Origin of the sequence: Flavisolibacter ginsengisoli DSM 18119, from assembly GCF_900129295.1 — a bacterium.
GTDB classification, from domain to species: domain Bacteria; phylum Bacteroidota; class Bacteroidia; order Chitinophagales; family Chitinophagaceae; genus Flavisolibacter; species Flavisolibacter ginsengisoli.
In genome coordinates this window covers 383162-398080 of record NZ_FQUU01000001.1, presented here as the reverse complement: position 1 = coordinate 398080, position 14919 = coordinate 383162, and the positions used below count along the sequence as shown (strand labels likewise).

The 14919-nt window shown below is 38.2% G+C and carries 16 protein-coding genes; 3 read left to right on the top strand and 13 right to left on the bottom strand.

Going from position 1 to position 14919, the window contains the following annotated elements; genetic code table 11:
• Positions 1-152: 152 nt before the first annotated feature.
• Positions 153-614 carry a DUF4268 domain-containing protein gene (locus tag BUA53_RS01685; RefSeq protein WP_072833495.1) on the top strand — a complete coding sequence of 154 codons (462 nt, stop codon included), beginning with the start codon at positions 153-155 and terminating at the stop codon, positions 612-614.
• 56 nt (positions 615-670) lie between these two features.
• Here BUA53_RS01685 and BUA53_RS01680 read toward each other — a convergent pair whose 3' ends face one another.
• On the bottom strand, positions 671-3139 hold the full coding sequence (locus BUA53_RS01680) for a DUF5686 and carboxypeptidase regulatory-like domain-containing protein (RefSeq protein WP_072833612.1): 2469 nt from the start codon (positions 3137-3139) through the stop codon (positions 671-673).
• 212 nt (positions 3140-3351) lie between these two features.
• Between BUA53_RS01680 and BUA53_RS01675 the strand changes: the two genes are divergently transcribed.
• Positions 3352-3855 carry a hypothetical protein gene (locus BUA53_RS01675; protein WP_139256306.1) on the top strand — a complete coding sequence of 168 codons (504 nt, stop codon included), beginning with the start codon at positions 3352-3354 and terminating at the stop codon, positions 3853-3855.
• Positions 3856-3927: 72 nt separating this feature from the next.
• Here the strand turns inward: BUA53_RS01675 and BUA53_RS01670 are convergent, their stop codons facing one another.
• The 9 genes from BUA53_RS01670 to BUA53_RS01630 all read right to left on the bottom strand — a co-directional run bounded on the left by BUA53_RS01670 (position 3928) and on the right by BUA53_RS01630 (position 10065).
• Positions 3928-4230 carry a hypothetical protein gene (locus tag BUA53_RS01670; RefSeq protein ID WP_072833493.1) on the bottom strand — a complete coding sequence of 101 codons (303 nt, stop codon included), beginning with the start codon at positions 4228-4230 and terminating at the stop codon, positions 3928-3930.
• A 128-nt stretch (positions 4231-4358) separates the two neighbouring features.
• Positions 4359-4862 carry a DUF4251 domain-containing protein gene (locus tag BUA53_RS01665; protein WP_072833611.1) on the bottom strand — a complete coding sequence of 168 codons (504 nt, stop codon included), beginning with the start codon at positions 4860-4862 and terminating at the stop codon, positions 4359-4361.
• Positions 4863-4951: 89 nt separating this feature from the next.
• The gene (locus tag BUA53_RS01660; RefSeq protein ID WP_072833492.1) at positions 4952-5911 is read right to left on the bottom strand and encodes an NAD(P)/FAD-dependent oxidoreductase; all 960 of its coding nucleotides are present in this window, start codon (positions 5909-5911) and stop codon (positions 4952-4954) included.
• Positions 5912-5975: 64 nt separating this feature from the next.
• A complete protein-coding gene (locus BUA53_RS01655; protein ID WP_072833491.1) occupies positions 5976-6416 on the bottom strand; it encodes a GNAT family N-acetyltransferase in 441 nt (146 codons plus the stop codon).
• 18 nt (positions 6417-6434) lie between these two features.
• Positions 6435-6938 (bottom strand): GNAT family N-acetyltransferase, encoded by a 504-nt coding sequence (locus BUA53_RS01650; protein WP_072833490.1) that lies wholly within the window; start codon positions 6936-6938, stop codon positions 6435-6437.
• 95 nt (positions 6939-7033) lie between these two features.
• Entirely contained in the window at positions 7034-7771 is a 738-nt protein-coding gene (locus tag BUA53_RS01645; protein ID WP_072833489.1) for a metallophosphoesterase family protein, read from the bottom strand.
• Between the two features lies 1 nt (position 7772).
• The gene (locus tag BUA53_RS01640) at positions 7773-8516 is read right to left on the bottom strand and encodes a nucleotidyltransferase (protein ID WP_072833488.1); all 744 of its coding nucleotides are present in this window, start codon (positions 8514-8516) and stop codon (positions 7773-7775) included.
• 129 nt (positions 8517-8645) lie between these two features.
• On the bottom strand, positions 8646-9716 hold the full coding sequence (locus tag BUA53_RS01635) for a 3-oxoacyl-ACP synthase III family protein (protein WP_072833487.1): 1071 nt from the start codon (positions 9714-9716) through the stop codon (positions 8646-8648).
• A 136-nt stretch (positions 9717-9852) separates the two neighbouring features.
• Positions 9853-10065 (bottom strand): hypothetical protein, encoded by a 213-nt coding sequence (locus BUA53_RS01630; protein ID WP_139256305.1) that lies wholly within the window; start codon positions 10063-10065, stop codon positions 9853-9855.
• A 159-nt stretch (positions 10066-10224) separates the two neighbouring features.
• Between BUA53_RS01630 and BUA53_RS01625 the strand changes: the two genes are divergently transcribed.
• The gene (locus BUA53_RS01625; RefSeq protein WP_072833485.1) at positions 10225-12975 is read left to right on the top strand and encodes a M16 family metallopeptidase; all 2751 of its coding nucleotides are present in this window, start codon (positions 10225-10227) and stop codon (positions 12973-12975) included.
• A gap of 359 nt (positions 12976-13334) precedes the next feature.
• Here the strand turns inward: BUA53_RS01625 and BUA53_RS01620 are convergent, their stop codons facing one another.
• The 3 genes from BUA53_RS01620 to BUA53_RS01610 form a co-directional block, all read right to left on the bottom strand.
• Complete coding sequence (locus BUA53_RS01620; RefSeq protein WP_072833484.1) at positions 13335-13880, bottom strand: DUF937 domain-containing protein; 546 nt, start codon at positions 13878-13880, stop codon at positions 13335-13337.
• Between the two features lie 38 nt (positions 13881-13918).
• Positions 13919-14125: a dodecin family protein gene (locus tag BUA53_RS01615; RefSeq protein ID WP_072833483.1), complete on the bottom strand. Its 207-nt coding sequence runs from the start codon at positions 14123-14125 to the stop codon at positions 13919-13921.
• 194 nt (positions 14126-14319) lie between these two features.
• On the bottom strand, positions 14320-14823 hold the full coding sequence (locus BUA53_RS01610; RefSeq protein WP_072833482.1) for a DUF4382 domain-containing protein: 504 nt from the start codon (positions 14821-14823) through the stop codon (positions 14320-14322).
• Positions 14824-14919: the final 96 nt, after the last annotated feature.

The following is a 14919-nucleotide window of genomic DNA, read 5'->3' as shown; positions in this document are numbered from 1 at the left end:
CTTATCCAGGTTATTGCATTTTAAGAAGGAAAGGTGTCTTATGAATATACGTTATTTTTTGCAAAAGGTTGTCCATTCATTACCATTGTGATGCTTGTTTTTTTCAATAGTATTTCCAAATAATAAAATTATTGCCTGCTAATTTTGTTTATATGTATTCAAAGCAGGAAGCTTCAATTTTAAAACACCAATTCTGGACAAGTTTCGGCCTGTATATGAATCCATTATTGTCTTCGGAAGGAGAAAAGATCAATTGGGTAAATTATAAAACAGGCGAAAAGAATATACGCTTTAAAATGCACGCTGATAATAAAGCTGCATATACGGCAATAGTATTAAATCATAAAGATGCTGGTATCAGGGAATTATATTTTGAGCAATTATTTGAATTGAAAAATGTTATGGATAAAACATTACCCGGTTCCTGGCAATGGTTATTGAATTCAGAAGATGAAAACGGGCAACCAGTAAGTATTGTATATGATGAGATTGAAGGAGTAAGTATTTTTAATAAACAAGACTGGCCAAAGCTGATATCTTTTTTCAAGCCCAGGATAATAGCCCTGGATGAATTCTGGAATATGGTTAAATATAGCTTTGATTCATTGAAATAACTGAATTTCAATAAATACAGTCCGATAAATAATTATTGGTAATTAGAGCTGGATGGTTAATTCCATTTATTTCTTCTTTTATCCCAGGTTGTAAAACCTACCTTAAACTGCACAGGATTTTTAAACTGGTTTGCTGCAGAGGTTACCACATATACTCCCAATTTGAATTTTGTAAGAGGGTTAAATGGCCATTTGAAAACTCTTTCTATTCCGGCAAATAATTCACCGTAGCGAAGATCTCTTTCCGGTGCAATAAGAAACCCTCCACCAACTATCTCCCGTAATTGCAACTTTTTTAATAATGGGATCTTATTGATCAGGGCACCATTGAATTCATGAACCAAATGCCCATTATAAAACCTTTTGAATAAGGGAAAAGTTGAGTCAAGGGCCTGGAAAGCTTCGTCAGGATTCATGAATAGGAAAGGGTCTCCCTGTCGTTGATAAGAATAGTCTAATAAACGAAGGTTCTTTTGGTTAAGATAGGTGGCCGTTCGGGTAGTATACCTGGTGGTTCCTAAAAGGCCAAGACTGATCTTTTGTTCCAGGCCAAATTCTAAATAATCAAAATCAGCTATACTGTTAAAAGGACCGGGAAATGCCCGCCTGAAAGTCACAAATAAGGTTGGCCATTTCGACCCCAGGATAATCTTCTCCCGGGGTTCCCTTACATAACGCTGTTTTGGGGTATACTTAAGTGTTACGAGCCCGTACACAGCATTATAAGGGTCAAAATAAACCGGTTGGTTATTATCAAGTATTCCTTTTAAAAGGCTATCTAACCTATCATTTGTCCTGTATCCCCTTACAGATCTTCTCAGCGCTATATCACCTTCGGTATATAGGAACAGGCCATTTGCAATTTCTAATCCATGCCCAACAGCAAAATAGTTATTCAGAAAATAACTGCTTCTTTTGATCTGGTTGATCCAGGCATCTCCCTGGAAAATACGGTCGAAATTCCGGTTTACCTCGAACATGTAATACCCCCGGTTAAAGGGATTGTACATGCGGGTAAGTTTAATACTGCCATTTATGTCCTTATTGCGGAAACCATAACTTAAGTCAGAATAAAGGGTCAGGTCTTTCCTGGAAGTATACCTTTTAAAATAATAAAATCCCAGGTGGGCACGAGCACCCCCAAACTGGAAGGGTTCATAAAGAGAGATTATGGGAGGTATCATCCATGTCCTTTCTTTTTTCCTGTCGATCAATGTTTGTCCAAAAAGACCTATTTTTTTCCAGGTTATCTTGTTGTTGGCTTTTTCTATGGAGTCAAGGTAAGCCTCTGTATGAGTTACCCTGAATATACTGTCCCTGTAACGTATAAAACGTATCTCTTTTTCACTAAGTGGAACAGTTCGGACAGTTTCCCAGAAAGAGCTATCCTTTTCATAGGCTTCCTGGGCTGTGGCGCTCACTTCCACACCGAAATGCTTCCTATCAAATTTCTTATTTAATTCATAATCACTGTAGGTAACCAGTGTTTGTCCTGATAGACGGGTCTTTTTTGATTTCGTATAATAGCTGAAGCGTTGATCTTTCAGCATCCAGGCAGTATCATGAACAAAGTCATAGTTTTGCTCTACTTCAAAGAAATCATACTCTGGAAGATGATAGGATGGAAAAACAAAACGGGTATGTAACAATGCCCAGGTACTATCCTGGATGGTCATTTCACCTTCAACAGTTGCGTTACTGATCTGCCGGGGTTTTACTGATATGGTATAAATTCTTTTCCCATCTCTCTTTTCGATCTTCAGCATTTTGAATTTATAGGCCAACAAACCGCTATAGCTGATAGGGGATAAAAAAGGAGTTTCCGATATGGTTGGAACTTTTACCAGGTTGTTGTAAAAGTTGAAATCTCCGGCTGTGGCGGAAAGATAAAAAAGGTTGTCGGCAGCTTCTCCTGAACTTTTCACCCCCAATCGTTCTTCCTTAATGTGCTGGTCAGATTCATGATCTAATTGTAACAAAACTTCTGTCATTGCCATGCCATTCAGGTCAGCATTGGAACTATGGAAAAGAGAACTATCAATTTTGGCTCTTTCTTTCTTTCCTAGGGATGAATCCTGTTGAATAGCCTTGATGTACATCCGGACCGAATACGGCCCTGCGGCAGCTTCTATCTGATCTTTTTGTCTAATTGTATTTTTTACAATTTCTTCTGACCGGTCCCTGATCTTCACCTTGATGACAATATCTTCCATGTTTTTGGTGTCATCTTCCTCCATGATTATATTTTGAACATAATCTTTGTTCAGTGTCAGTTTTAAATTTTGTTGTTTGTAGCCAACCATGCTAACCATAAGGTCATATGTGCCTTCATCAACAGTCAAACTGTATGTCCCGTCTTCTTTAGTGATTGTTCCTGCCTGCGATTGCTTTAACTGGATACTTACAAAAGCCAGGGGCTCCAATTTGTTATTAGTAACTTTTCCACTGATACGGAAAGTGGTTTGACTAAAAAGGGTGGAAGTAATTAAAAGTAAAAATATAGAGAGGTATAGATTTTTGTACATGTATGGATGCTTGCCAATCAAAATTCGATAATAGGATTTTGCCTTAAATGTATAGTAATAATTTCCAAATGCCTTTAACATCAGAAATCAATTGGTAAAATACTAAACCAGCTCAAACAAAGAATATCCATTGTGCTTGTTAGCCCTATTTTAACATTAAAACAATTCTATTAGTGAACAATAGCTTCTATTTTTATTATTCATTATAACTTATGAAGTCGTTATTACTCTTGATTTTTGTAGTACCACTATTTGTATCAGCTCAGAATTGTGAGTTAAAAAAGGAGAAAGACCCGTTTACACAACAACCCCAGCTCTCTACCGGGTTTATGCGTTTTTCTTCCTGGGGAGGAAAGTTTTCTCTTAATATGGTGGCTGATGCTAAGGAAGTGAAATTGTTGTTTTCGATGGGGGAAGGAAATTGTTTTGATGATGAATCTTCAGCGGCACTTACTTTTGACGGCACTCGTACTAAAAGCACGCAAAGGAATGCTACCACTATGAATTGTGATGGCATTTTCACTATAGTTTTCAGAAACTCAACAACAACTCCCTCTGTTTTGCAAAAAATGACACAGCAGAAGTTGACTTCAATTGTTTTGACCGATAATAATAAAAAGAAAATTGATATCAACTTAAAAGATGATGAAAAACAACAGCTCCAGGAAAAGTTAGGGTGCCTGGTAAAAGAAGCAAAGGTTCTGATCCAACAATAAAATATACATAGGGCGCTCCATTTTTGAGTTTCCTGGCAACTGTCAATGTACCTTTCGACCAACAATTCTTAATTACTCTTCAGGTTCCACAATATCCCATGGAGTTACTTTTTGCCCACCTGGAGTCACATCTTCATCGATAGTTTTACGATCTGCAATTTTTTCCTCCCTTTCCTCAAGGGCTTCTTCAGTAGCATCATCAAGAGGGGGAGTCATTCCAACCCTGACATTCCTTATATCTTCTTCAGTGATCACATCATCCTTATTTTCAAGGTGACGTTTAACGATCTTCTGGGTATCGCTTTCAAAAGGTTCATCCCTTAACCTGTTATTATTATCATCGCCGGGTTGTGCATTCAAATGATCTTGTGACATAACAAAGATTTATTGTTATCTACATAGTAAAAAAGCTGTGCCATAATAAGAATTTTCAGGACAAAAGACTAAATAAAAACTCAATTACCGATAGTTTGATGCCTCAGATGCATGGGATTCTAAAAATATTAGTTTATTTCCTTTAGAGCCTCAACGTATCCATTAAAAGTGATCGGATCCCTGTTATTACTGATCACTTGTAAACTGGCATTCCCATTAGGGGAAATGTTAAGATGAAGTTGGTGAACTTCCTGTATATTTTTAGGGACAATTGTTATTTCTGAGTTCTTCTTTTTGGCCTTCAAGGTATAATTGTTTTGTGTAGAAGTAAATTGAATTCCACCCTTGGTGGGATCAATAGGAGCTACATAAGCCCGTCCAAAATAAGGTAGATAGGCTATTATAGTATCGCCCTTAACTTTCAGATCATATTCAGATGTTAATTGCCTCATACCTCCGCGCATAGGAAATGCGGTTTGAGCCTTAAAAATAAATTGTTTAGATTGAATGGCTTGTTCTAAGCTTGTTTTTTTAGAGTCCTGGGCAAAAGAAGAACTTTGTATAAATAAGGAGCTTAAAATCATACAAATTGGTATAGCCAGTCTTTTGGTTGTAACAAAGGATATTTTCATATTGTAAAAATCCCAAAAGGTATACCAAGTGCCTTGAGCCATCCAAATTTTTACTTTCCTGAAAGTTAAATAAACACTTAGCTATACTTTTATTTTGCAGGGATATGCTTCAATGAAACCTGGGGTTGCTGAGGCTTTTTAATAAGTTTCTGTACTATTTCTTTTTGCAATTCTTTATTGATAATAACACCTGCTTTTGCACCTTCAGCAGCAGCTACCACCACAAAATGCATGTCTTTAGCAGCATCTCCAGCTACATATAGTCCTTCTATATTGGTTTGTTGAAAACGGTTGGTAATTACCACCCCTTTTTTACTGATCTCACACCCAAAGGTTTCCGCAAGGTCACATTGCTGTTTATACCCATTAACAAAAAACAAGGCATCACAATCTATTTGTTCTCCATTGCTGAAAATTACCTTTTGTATTTGCCCGTCTTTTCCTTCCAGCCGATTAATCTGATGTTGAATAACAGGAATACCTAATGCATCAAGTTGTTCCTTTTCCGCAGGTTTTATTTTGTTTTTGCCATCAGTAAACAAAACTACAGAATCACTCCACCCTTTTAAGGATAACGCCAGTTCAGATCCGTTTTTGTTTCGGGCATATACTCCTATCTTTTTATCGCGTATTTCCCATCCATCACAATAGGGGCAATGAAATACCGATTTCCCGTAAAACTCTTTAAATCCTGGTATATCAGGAATATTATCTGTAAGTCCTGTGGCCACTAATAATTTCCTTGACGAATAGGTTCTGCCTTCTTCATCCTTTGCAATAAACATCCCATCACCATCTTTTTCAGCCTTAACAATTTTCTTTCTTAGTAATTGCACGCTGTATTTTTCCAGTTCCTGGTGACATATCTTGATAAATTCTTTAGGCACAATATCATCCCTTGTCAGGTAATTATGCATACCATGAGATGCTTTATTTCGATATTCACCTACATCAAATACTAATACCTTCCTTCGGCAACGTCCCAGAACCACGGCTGCATTTAATCCTGCCGGTCCGCCCCCAATAATGATGCAATCCTGTACATCCATATACTATGATTTAATCGTAAGTAACAAATAGAATGCTAATGTTGTCTAACGTAATTCGGAAACCCTAAAGAGCCAATGTATAAAAGATGTCCTCAGTTCTCACCCATCCATTTTTTACATATAAATTCTGTGCAGGAATATTGTCCAAAGCAGTTTCCAATAATAGCCACTTGGATCCTGTATCTATACCATGCTTCCTTGCAGCATTCAAGAGCAATTCTGCAGCCCCCAACCGTCTTGCTGATGGATCTATGAACAGGTCATTCAATAGCCAGGCTTTCTTCAAACTAACAGAGCTGAAAATAGGGTAGAGTTGTGTAAAACCAATTATCTTATTATTATTGACTGCAACAAAAATCACGGATTCCTGCTGTAGGAGCCTTTCTTTTAAAAATTCAAAAGCGCCCTTTAGGTCATCAGCTTGATTGTAAAATACCCTGTAAGCGTTAAATAAGATACTTAGACTTTCAAGGTCTTCTGAAGTTGCTTTTCTGGTTATTATCATCTTGTATTTTATTTGCAATTACTTTTTCAGACGTATAGCATATATAAGTTCATCCTGGTATTCTCCATTTTTATAAAGGGTGTTCTCGAATTTCCCTTCCAATAGGAAACCTGCTTTTTCCAGGACCTTTTGAGATGCCTTATTGATCCCAAAAGGCCGGGCAAAAATTCTGTTGATAGACCAATGTTTAAATCCATAATCCACCATTTGGGGAATGACACTTGAAATAATACCTTTTCCCCAATAAGGTTCTCCCAGCCAATACCCCATTTCTGCATTCTTTCGATAAATATCTGGCTGAATATGAAGGCCAATGCCACCCACTGCTTTACCGTCTACTTCAATAGCAAGAATATTTGGTGGTTCACCCATAAATGCCATTTCAATAAAATTAAGAGCATCTTCCAGTGTATAGGGGTATGGAAACTTATCGGTCATAAACCTCGCTATATTATAGTTATTCGCATACTCGACAAGGCTATACCGGTCTTCAATGTTCCATGGCCTGAGTTTGAATTCCATACAAAAAATACCACAACTTTACGTTGAAGTTCCATTGGGAAGGTATCTAAAATTTATATGCGTTGTTGCTACACCATATAATCTAGCTGATTATTTTATGCTTCAAAAATGTAAAATGGAACGGTTAAACCTGCTTTTTGTAAAATTGGAATGGCAACATTATACACTGCTATCCCATCACTGGTCTTTCCCTCTAGCGAGCCAATATGTGCATGGCCATGAAAGGCAGCTAAAACCTTGTGCCTGTTCAATGGTTCAGCTAACCGTGAGCAACCCAGGAAGGGGTATATCGGTTCAGGTTCCCCTATTACAGTATCTTTTATGGGAGAATAATGTAAAACTGCTATTTTCTTGATATCTCTTTTTTCAGCATCCAGGCGCGATAAGGCCCTATCAAGATGCAGTGCTTCATCAACGGCTTCCTGAACAAAAGCCTTCATGGCTCCTTCGCCAAAAAAGGAAAGCATATGTTTATCGAAGCCCCCACCAAATCCCTTAACGCCTGCAAACCCTACATCATCAATAATGATTGCCTCGCCATCCAATATATGAACACCTGTTTTTGAAAGTATTTGCCGTATAAGTTTATGCCTCCCTTTTTCAAAATCATGGTTACCCAAAACAGCTACGACAGGTATTGTACAAGCCTTTAATTCATCTGCCAGGACTTGGGCTTCCATTTCATCACCTGTATCAGTAAGGTCACCTGCTATTACCAGGATTGATGCCTGAGAAGATATTTCCTTGAAATATTCTAACCATTTTCCTTTATCACCTTCTTTCACATGTATGTCTGCAACTGCTGCTATCTTCGTTTTTTTTATTTCCTCCATCCTAAACAGTTTTTATCGTATAGGTTTTATAATCCCATTCCTTGATATCTACCTCATATTGTGTTTGGTCAATCATAGGGCCCCTGCAAACTTTTTCAAACGCTGGGGGCAGGTCATATTGCTCATGTGCCCTGCGCATTAATTCATCAAAAAGCCATTTAGGAATGATCTCATGATATTCTGAGGGGTATACAAACTGGAATTGAAGTAACTGGGCCAATAGAATATGCCAATGGGGATCCATATGAAACAACAATCGTTTCCAGTCAAAGTTTCTCCCGGTTTTTAATAAAACATGGTTGACATCTGCACCGTCATACCGCTCCCTGTTAAGAACATATAGTTTACAAAAGACAAGTTCTTCAGGGGCTAAAAGGGATACATCTACTCCAACAAATCTTGCCTTAGGAGCATGCTGTAACCAAGAATCATCAACACGACAGATATTATTAACTGTGTCGAATATAATGTCAATGAAATATTCACCATGGTGCACTTTAGCTAGCCATCGGACATCGTATAGTTCAGTCCGGTAACCTTTATCCGCAAAATATTTCAGAATGCGCGGGTAATCACTTGGTTTGCAAAATATATCCAGATCTTTTGTATCCCTGTAAATACCGGTATAATGAAACATTGCAAACGCGCCACCTAACATAAACGGGACACCGCTTTCATTTAATATGTCCAATGCCTGTTTGTAAAAGGCATGTGCTTCTTTTCTTTGCTCTTCTGTAACTATCATAATTCTTTTTGGCTTAATACTATTTCAACTTTATATCCCATATCAAACCGGGGAATGAATAAAAAATATGTGCCAAAAAGAAAGGGTGAATATAACTTCACCCTTATAACTTTACATTAATAAAAAAACTTACATCCTGTAGCAAATTGCGTTGATATTCATTCCTGCACCTACAGAAGCAAAAAGAATGATATCACCCTTTTCCAATCGATGTCCATTTACCTTTCCTTTTAAAGTAAGGTCATATAGCGTGGGTACAGTAGCAACAGAACTATTGCCAAGCCATTGTATGCTCATTGGCATAATGTCTTTTGGTACAGTAGTGATATTATACAGTTTATAAAGCACCTTAATGATGCCCTCATCCATTTTTTCATTGGCCTGGTGAATAAATACTTTTTTTAGATCATGAATATCAATGCCCGCTTTGTCCATGCATTCCTTCATAGCTTCAGCTACATGTTTAATAGCATATTCATATACCTTGCGACCCTTCATTTTTATGTAGCGTATGCGCGGATCGCTGCCAGGAAAGTTCGATTGCCCTAATTGAATATAATAGGCTTCATCTGTACAATGGCTGACTGCGGAAGATGACAATATACCGCTACCATCACTTTCTTTATATTCTATTACAGTAGCGCCTGCACCATCACTAAAGATCATACTGTCCCTGTCATATTTATCAATGACCCTCGATAGGGTTTCAGTTCCTATTACTAAAGCCTTTTTGGCCACTCCCGCTTTAAAGAAGGCGTCAGCTTGTATCATACCCTGTACCCAACCCGGGCACCCAAATAAAACATCATAACCTACGCAATAAGGGTTGCGAATCTTCAGATTGTGTTTTACCCTGCTGGCAAGAGAAGGTACAGCATCAGTTTGGATAGTATGCTTGATAACATTCCCGAAATTATGTGCTACAATGATCTGGTCAAGGGTCTCAGGATCTATTCCACTATCCTCGATTGCTGCCTGGGCAGCTATGGTGGCAATATCAGAGGAATTCAGGTGGGAAGGGGCATATCGCCTTTCAGCGATCCCGGTTATCTGTTGAAATTTATCCACTACTTCCTGGGGAGCCGTTTCAATTCTTTTGTGATCCTCAGCGTAGAAGTTGTGCACAGTAAAGTCCCTGTTGCTAACGATCTCGGAAGGAATATAACTACCTGTGCCTGTAATAATAGTTTTTTTCTGCATAGATGTATTGGTCTGCTATTTAAAAAATAGCAGCAATCGTTGCAGTCAAATATAAACTATTTCAAAAAACAAGAGCTGATAAAGCTCATGCGTTAATTGGGGAAGAAAAAACCCGGTTTTCACCGGGTTTTCTTTATTATTCATCATTCAATGTTTCTGACGAACTGTTGTTCTCATTGGAACTTAGCTCACGTGTTCTGTAGTTGCTCCACTCTGTACCCTGTTGAGGGTTAGATACATTTACATCTTCACCTGAATGCTCCTGTTGACGCGATTCTTGATCACGACCTTCCAAATCCGTTTGTTGCTGTCCTGGCTGGTTTTCCCTTCTGATGTTCTTGTCTTCCATGATCATAATGTTTTAAAATGAGAAAATAATAATAACTATCAGGAAGCAAAAAGCATGCATAAATCATATCCTTTATGCCAGGACTTAATAATTCGGATTGAAAAGCCGCATAATTAATTAAATTTAGTAATAGAACATTTAACCATAAAACTACACGTTATGAGATCATTCTTCCTGGTGACAGTATTACTGCTTTCTTGTTTTTTTTCAATAGCCCAACCCAATAAAAATAAATATCCGGATATAGATATTCCCTATAAAAAGTTCGTTCTTGACAATGGTCTTACTTTGATCGTTCATGAAGACCATAAAGCACCGGTTGCTGCTTTTAATATTTGGTACCATGTAGGCTCCAAAAATGAAAAGCCCGGGAAAACGGGCTTTGCTCATTTATTTGAACATTTGATGTTTAATGGCAGTGAACATTATAATAAGGATTATTTCCAGTTGATGGAATCAATTGGTGCTACAGATCTAAATGGAACTACCAATGAGGACAGAACCAATTATTTCGAAACGTTCCCTGTAAGTGCTTTGGATAAAGTACTATGGGCAGAAAGCGACCGCATGGGTTATTTATTAGGTGTAATTGATTCAGCACGCTTGAATGAGCAGCGGGGAGTAGTGCAGAATGAAAAAAGGCAAGGGGAGAACCAGCCGTATGCAATAGCTGATGAATTAACAGTGAAAAGTACTTATCCCACTGGTCATCCCTATTCATGGACTGTGATAGGATCAATGGAAGATCTGAATGCTGCTTCACTTGAGGATGTAAAAGAATGGTTTAAAAAATACTATGGACCAAATAACGCTATCGTTGTCATTGCTGGTGATGTGAACACCAATGAGGTTGTTGAAAAAGTAAAACATTATTTTGGAGATATACCAGCCAGTCCTCCCATTGCAAAGCATACCGCATGGGTCACCAAAATGACCGGTCGGCATTACCAGGTAGCACAGGACAGGGTGCCCCAGGCCAGGCTTCAAAAAACATGGAATATTCCAGGCTACGGTACAAAAGAAGGTACGTACCTGGAATTATTAAGAAGTATACTGGCAGATGGAAAAACCTCAAGGTTATATAAGCGCCTGGTCTATGATGACCAACTTACCAGTAATGTGTATGCCTATACGGCTCAAAGAGAAATAGGGGGTCAATTGTTTATTGTGGCTGATGCAAAGCCTGGCATTGAACTATCCCGCGTAGAAAATATTATTGATGAGGAATTGCACAAAGTATTGCAAAATGGTGTTACTCCGGCTGAACTCGAACGCGCAAAAACACGCCAGTTTGCCAATTTTGTTAAAGGGCTTGAACGTATAGGGGGTTTTGGAGGGAAGTCAGATGTACTGGCACAGAATGAAACTTTTTCTGGTAGTGCAGATCATTACAAACAGGTTTTAAAATGGATGAAGGAAGCCACTGCGGCCGATATAAAAAAACAAGCGGCTGACTGGATTTCGGATGGTGATTATGTATTGCAGATTTTACCATTTGGTGAATTTAAAAATACTGCTAGTTCATTGAATAGGAATGAACAACCCGCACTTGGGAAAGAAGTTGTGGTGCAGTTTCCTGAAACAAAACAATTCAAATTGAGTAATGGACTGAATGTGTACCTGGTAGAACGGAATTCAGTACCTGTTGTTAATATGTCACTAATGGTAAATGCGGGTTATGCTGCAGATCAAAAGGACCTTGCAGGTCTTGCCTCCATGGTTGGTAAAATGATGAAAGAAGGAACGGCAACACGAACTTCCCTCCAGATCAGTGACCAGTCAGATGACATGGGAGCATCCATATACAGCTACTCAAATCTTGATAATTCTTACCTGGATCTTTCAGCCCTGAAGACAAACTTTGATAATTCATTGAATTTATATGCTGATATTTTGATGCATCCATCCTTCCCGCAAAAGGATTTTGAGCGGGTGCAAAAGGAACAAATTTTAAATATTAAACAGGAAGAAGCGCAGCCATTTGCCATGGGTTTGCGTGTTTTGCCTGAATTATTATACGGAAAGGACCATGCTTACAGTAATCCTTTCACAGGTTCAGGTACAGAAGCTTCGGTGTCTAAAATGACCAGGAACGATCTTCTTGCTTTTCACAAATCCTGGTATGCGCCTAATAATGCTACACTTGTGGTGGTAGGGGATATTAAAGAAAATGATTTGAAGAATAAACTGGAAGCTAAATTGGGGTCCTGGAAAACTTCAATTGTACCTCAAAAAAATATCAAAGATGTTGCTATAGCTGAAAAGCCTGTCGTTTATATCATGGACAAGCCCGAAGCACAGCAATCAATTATACTGGCCGCAGAGATCAGCACTACCGGAAGTGATAAGGATCATGAGGCCATAATAATGATGAACAGGATATTGGGCGGTGAATTCACCTCGCGGGTAAATATGAACCTCAGGGAAGACAAACATTGGTCTTATGGTTCCGGTTCTGTAAATGTGGATGCTAAAGGGCCAGGTTTCTTTGCAGTATATGCACCGGTTCAAACAGATAAGACTAAGGAATCCATTATAGAACTGCAAAAGGAATTGTCTGATTATATTGCCTCTAAACCTGCTACAGCAGAGGAGTTCTCAAAAGTTAAGGTGAATACCGTTATGCAACTTCCTGGTATCTGGGAAACAAACTGGTCTGTAATGTCTTCGCTCAAAGAAGCAATCAATTATGGTAGAGGATCAGAATATCTCAAAACCTATCCGGCTTTATTACAACAAATGACATTAGACCAGGTTCAAAAAGCGGCAGGGAAAGTGGTAAAACCAAATAACCTTGTGTGGGTGATTGTGGGAGATAAGGCCAAAATCGAAAAAGGCATTCATGAATTAAACATTGGTACCGTACATTATCTTACTCCACAGGGTAAACCAATAGCAAGACCAATGTAGGATAATATTACTTAAAGAATCGACAGAATAAAGAGGGCTGTTTTATAAATAGCCCTCTTGTTATGCAGGACTATTGATCAAAATGTATAGTGTTAACAGAACAAAGGAAAGGAATAGTAAAGAGATGAAAAATGTTCGTAAAATGGAAGCAGATGGCAGGCTGCTTAGCCTCTTTAGTTGGGTTTTCATGAGATCAAATTGTTTTTATTAGGATGAATGGATAATCAAGATAATACAATCATTTGTATTTGCAAATAAGGCCAACTATAACAAGCTCTTTTTTTTGACCTTTACGGAATACTACTTAGTTTAAATTAAAAAACCAGCCTAATGGCTGGTCTTACTTTGATATTTCACGTTCATTTAAATAATCCTTTCACGGTATCCATTACCCCACCGCCAGAAAACATGGACTTAAGGTCCTGGAGATCTACATCGCCATCACCATCTTTATCCAGTTTTCCACCTCCGAACCGGTTCAGCATACTCTTGATGTCTATACCGCCCGTTTTTCCACCACTCAGTTGATTAAATATGCTTTGTAAATCAAAACTGTTATCAGCAGGATCGGCTGCTTTAGATGCAAGTTGATTCATTGTGCCCGGCACCACTTGTTCTGCAACCGATTGAGCCTGGGTAGGATCAAGGCCTAATTTATTTTGAAGGTCCTGTGCATAATTTCCAGTGGCTTGTTGTACCAGCCCGGGTGCGGAAGAACCTCCTCCTTTGAAAAAGCCAAGTACTTCATTTAGTTGCCCCCCTGAAAGTGCTCCCTGTAAAGTAGCTAATATAGAATTCCCTGCCGTTTGTGCTGCTTCCTGGCTCTTGTCAGCCGGTATTGCAGGATTATTTTGAAGAACGTTTCCTGATTGCTCGCGTACAAGATTGATTAGATTTTCTAGCATAATGTATGTAATTAATAAAAAAAGAATACTGGTTACAATCAACTTTTATCTACACGGAATGATACTTTGCATATAACACCATAAGATGCAAGTTTTCCATCTTTTACATGGACTTTGAAATCCTTTACATAAATAGAGTCGATATTGTGAACTGTTTTGGATACTTCTTCCAAACAATTTTTGATAGCATCGTCGAAGCTTGTCTCAGAGGAGGCAATTACTTCGATAACTTTTACAATAGGCATGGTTAAGGTTTAAGGTGATATAATTATTAACCTTTAAAAGTTACGTACAATTGAGGGGTTTATAAAAAATATTAAACCTTCCTAATATTAACCTCATGCTTGTAGCATTCCAGCTTTGGAAAAAACTAAAGGACAGGCATATCCTAAAAAGAAAACCCGCCAATTGGCGGGTTTCTATTTATTTGCAATGCAACTTATTTCAACTTGATCACGGGCATTAATTTATAGGCTCCATTTTGCTCTTTGATTGACAAGGCAGCATCAAAATCAAGCACAAATGTATTTAGGGTTTCTCCCAGTTCTTTGTCTATTTTGATCTTTAATCCTGAATCTTCAGCACTTGGTGTTTGAAGATCATGGCGGATGCCATCAACAACTACATAATTGTCCGAACCCAAAATAAACCTTACTTCTTTTAATACTCCTGCAGGTACATTGTCCTGCGCAATAACTGTTGTTACTCCATTCTGCAGATCAAGCAGGTTGACAGTGGTATCTTTGGCTTGCACGCTGATCCAGTTATCTTCTTCAGTATTCATTTTTACTTTTATTCCCTGTATATGAATGTTGACTAAGTCGTAAGCCGCAGGGTTATCTGTAAGCAGCAACTTAATAGGAACTGCTTTTTCGTTTTTACTACAGGATAGTAGCAGGCATCCCATTACAAGGGAGAAAGAAATTAAGCTTAGTGTTTTCATGGAACGGTTTTTATAAAACTAACCTAGCTTTAAAGAATTGGTAAATGCCAGCGCATATTTATGATCCAAATTTGCTTCTAATAGTAAATATTCTAA

What these genes read in the sequence shown, in the direction of transcription:
- BUA53_RS01685 (WP_072833495.1), top strand. Translation starts at nt 153, where the DNA reads ATGTATTCAAAGCAGGAAGCTTCAATTTTAAAACACCAATTCTGGACA.
- BUA53_RS01680 (WP_072833612.1), bottom strand. Translation starts at nt 3,139, where the DNA reads ATGTACAAAAATCTATACCTCTCTATATTTTTACTTTTAATTACTTCC.
- BUA53_RS01675 (WP_139256306.1), top strand. Translation starts at nt 3,352, where the DNA reads ATGAAGTCGTTATTACTCTTGATTTTTGTAGTACCACTATTTGTATCA.
- BUA53_RS01670 (WP_072833493.1), bottom strand. Translation starts at nt 4,230, where the DNA reads ATGTCACAAGATCATTTGAATGCACAACCCGGCGATGATAATAATAAC.
- BUA53_RS01665 (WP_072833611.1), bottom strand. Translation starts at nt 4,862, where the DNA reads ATGAAAATATCCTTTGTTACAACCAAAAGACTGGCTATACCAATTTGT.
- BUA53_RS01660 (WP_072833492.1), bottom strand. Translation starts at nt 5,911, where the DNA reads ATGGATGTACAGGATTGCATCATTATTGGGGGCGGACCGGCAGGATTA.
- BUA53_RS01655 (WP_072833491.1), bottom strand. Translation starts at nt 6,416, where the DNA reads ATGATAATAACCAGAAAAGCAACTTCAGAAGACCTTGAAAGTCTAAGT.
- BUA53_RS01650 (WP_072833490.1), bottom strand. Translation starts at nt 6,938, where the DNA reads ATGGAATTCAAACTCAGGCCATGGAACATTGAAGACCGGTATAGCCTT.
- BUA53_RS01645 (WP_072833489.1), bottom strand. Translation starts at nt 7,771, where the DNA reads ATGGAGGAAATAAAAAAAACGAAGATAGCAGCAGTTGCAGACATACAT.
- BUA53_RS01640 (WP_072833488.1), bottom strand. Translation starts at nt 8,516, where the DNA reads ATGATAGTTACAGAAGAGCAAAGAAAAGAAGCACATGCCTTTTACAAA.
- BUA53_RS01635 (WP_072833487.1), bottom strand. Translation starts at nt 9,716, where the DNA reads ATGCAGAAAAAAACTATTATTACAGGCACAGGTAGTTATATTCCTTCC.
- BUA53_RS01630 (WP_139256305.1), bottom strand. Translation starts at nt 10,065, where the DNA reads ATGGAAGACAAGAACATCAGAAGGGAAAACCAGCCAGGACAGCAACAA.
- BUA53_RS01625 (WP_072833485.1), top strand. Translation starts at nt 10,225, where the DNA reads ATGAGATCATTCTTCCTGGTGACAGTATTACTGCTTTCTTGTTTTTTT.
- BUA53_RS01620 (WP_072833484.1), bottom strand. Translation starts at nt 13,880, where the DNA reads ATGCTAGAAAATCTAATCAATCTTGTACGCGAGCAATCAGGAAACGTT.
- BUA53_RS01615 (WP_072833483.1), bottom strand. Translation starts at nt 14,125, where the DNA reads ATGCCTATTGTAAAAGTTATCGAAGTAATTGCCTCCTCTGAGACAAGC.
- BUA53_RS01610 (WP_072833482.1), bottom strand. Translation starts at nt 14,823, where the DNA reads ATGAAAACACTAAGCTTAATTTCTTTCTCCCTTGTAATGGGATGCCTG.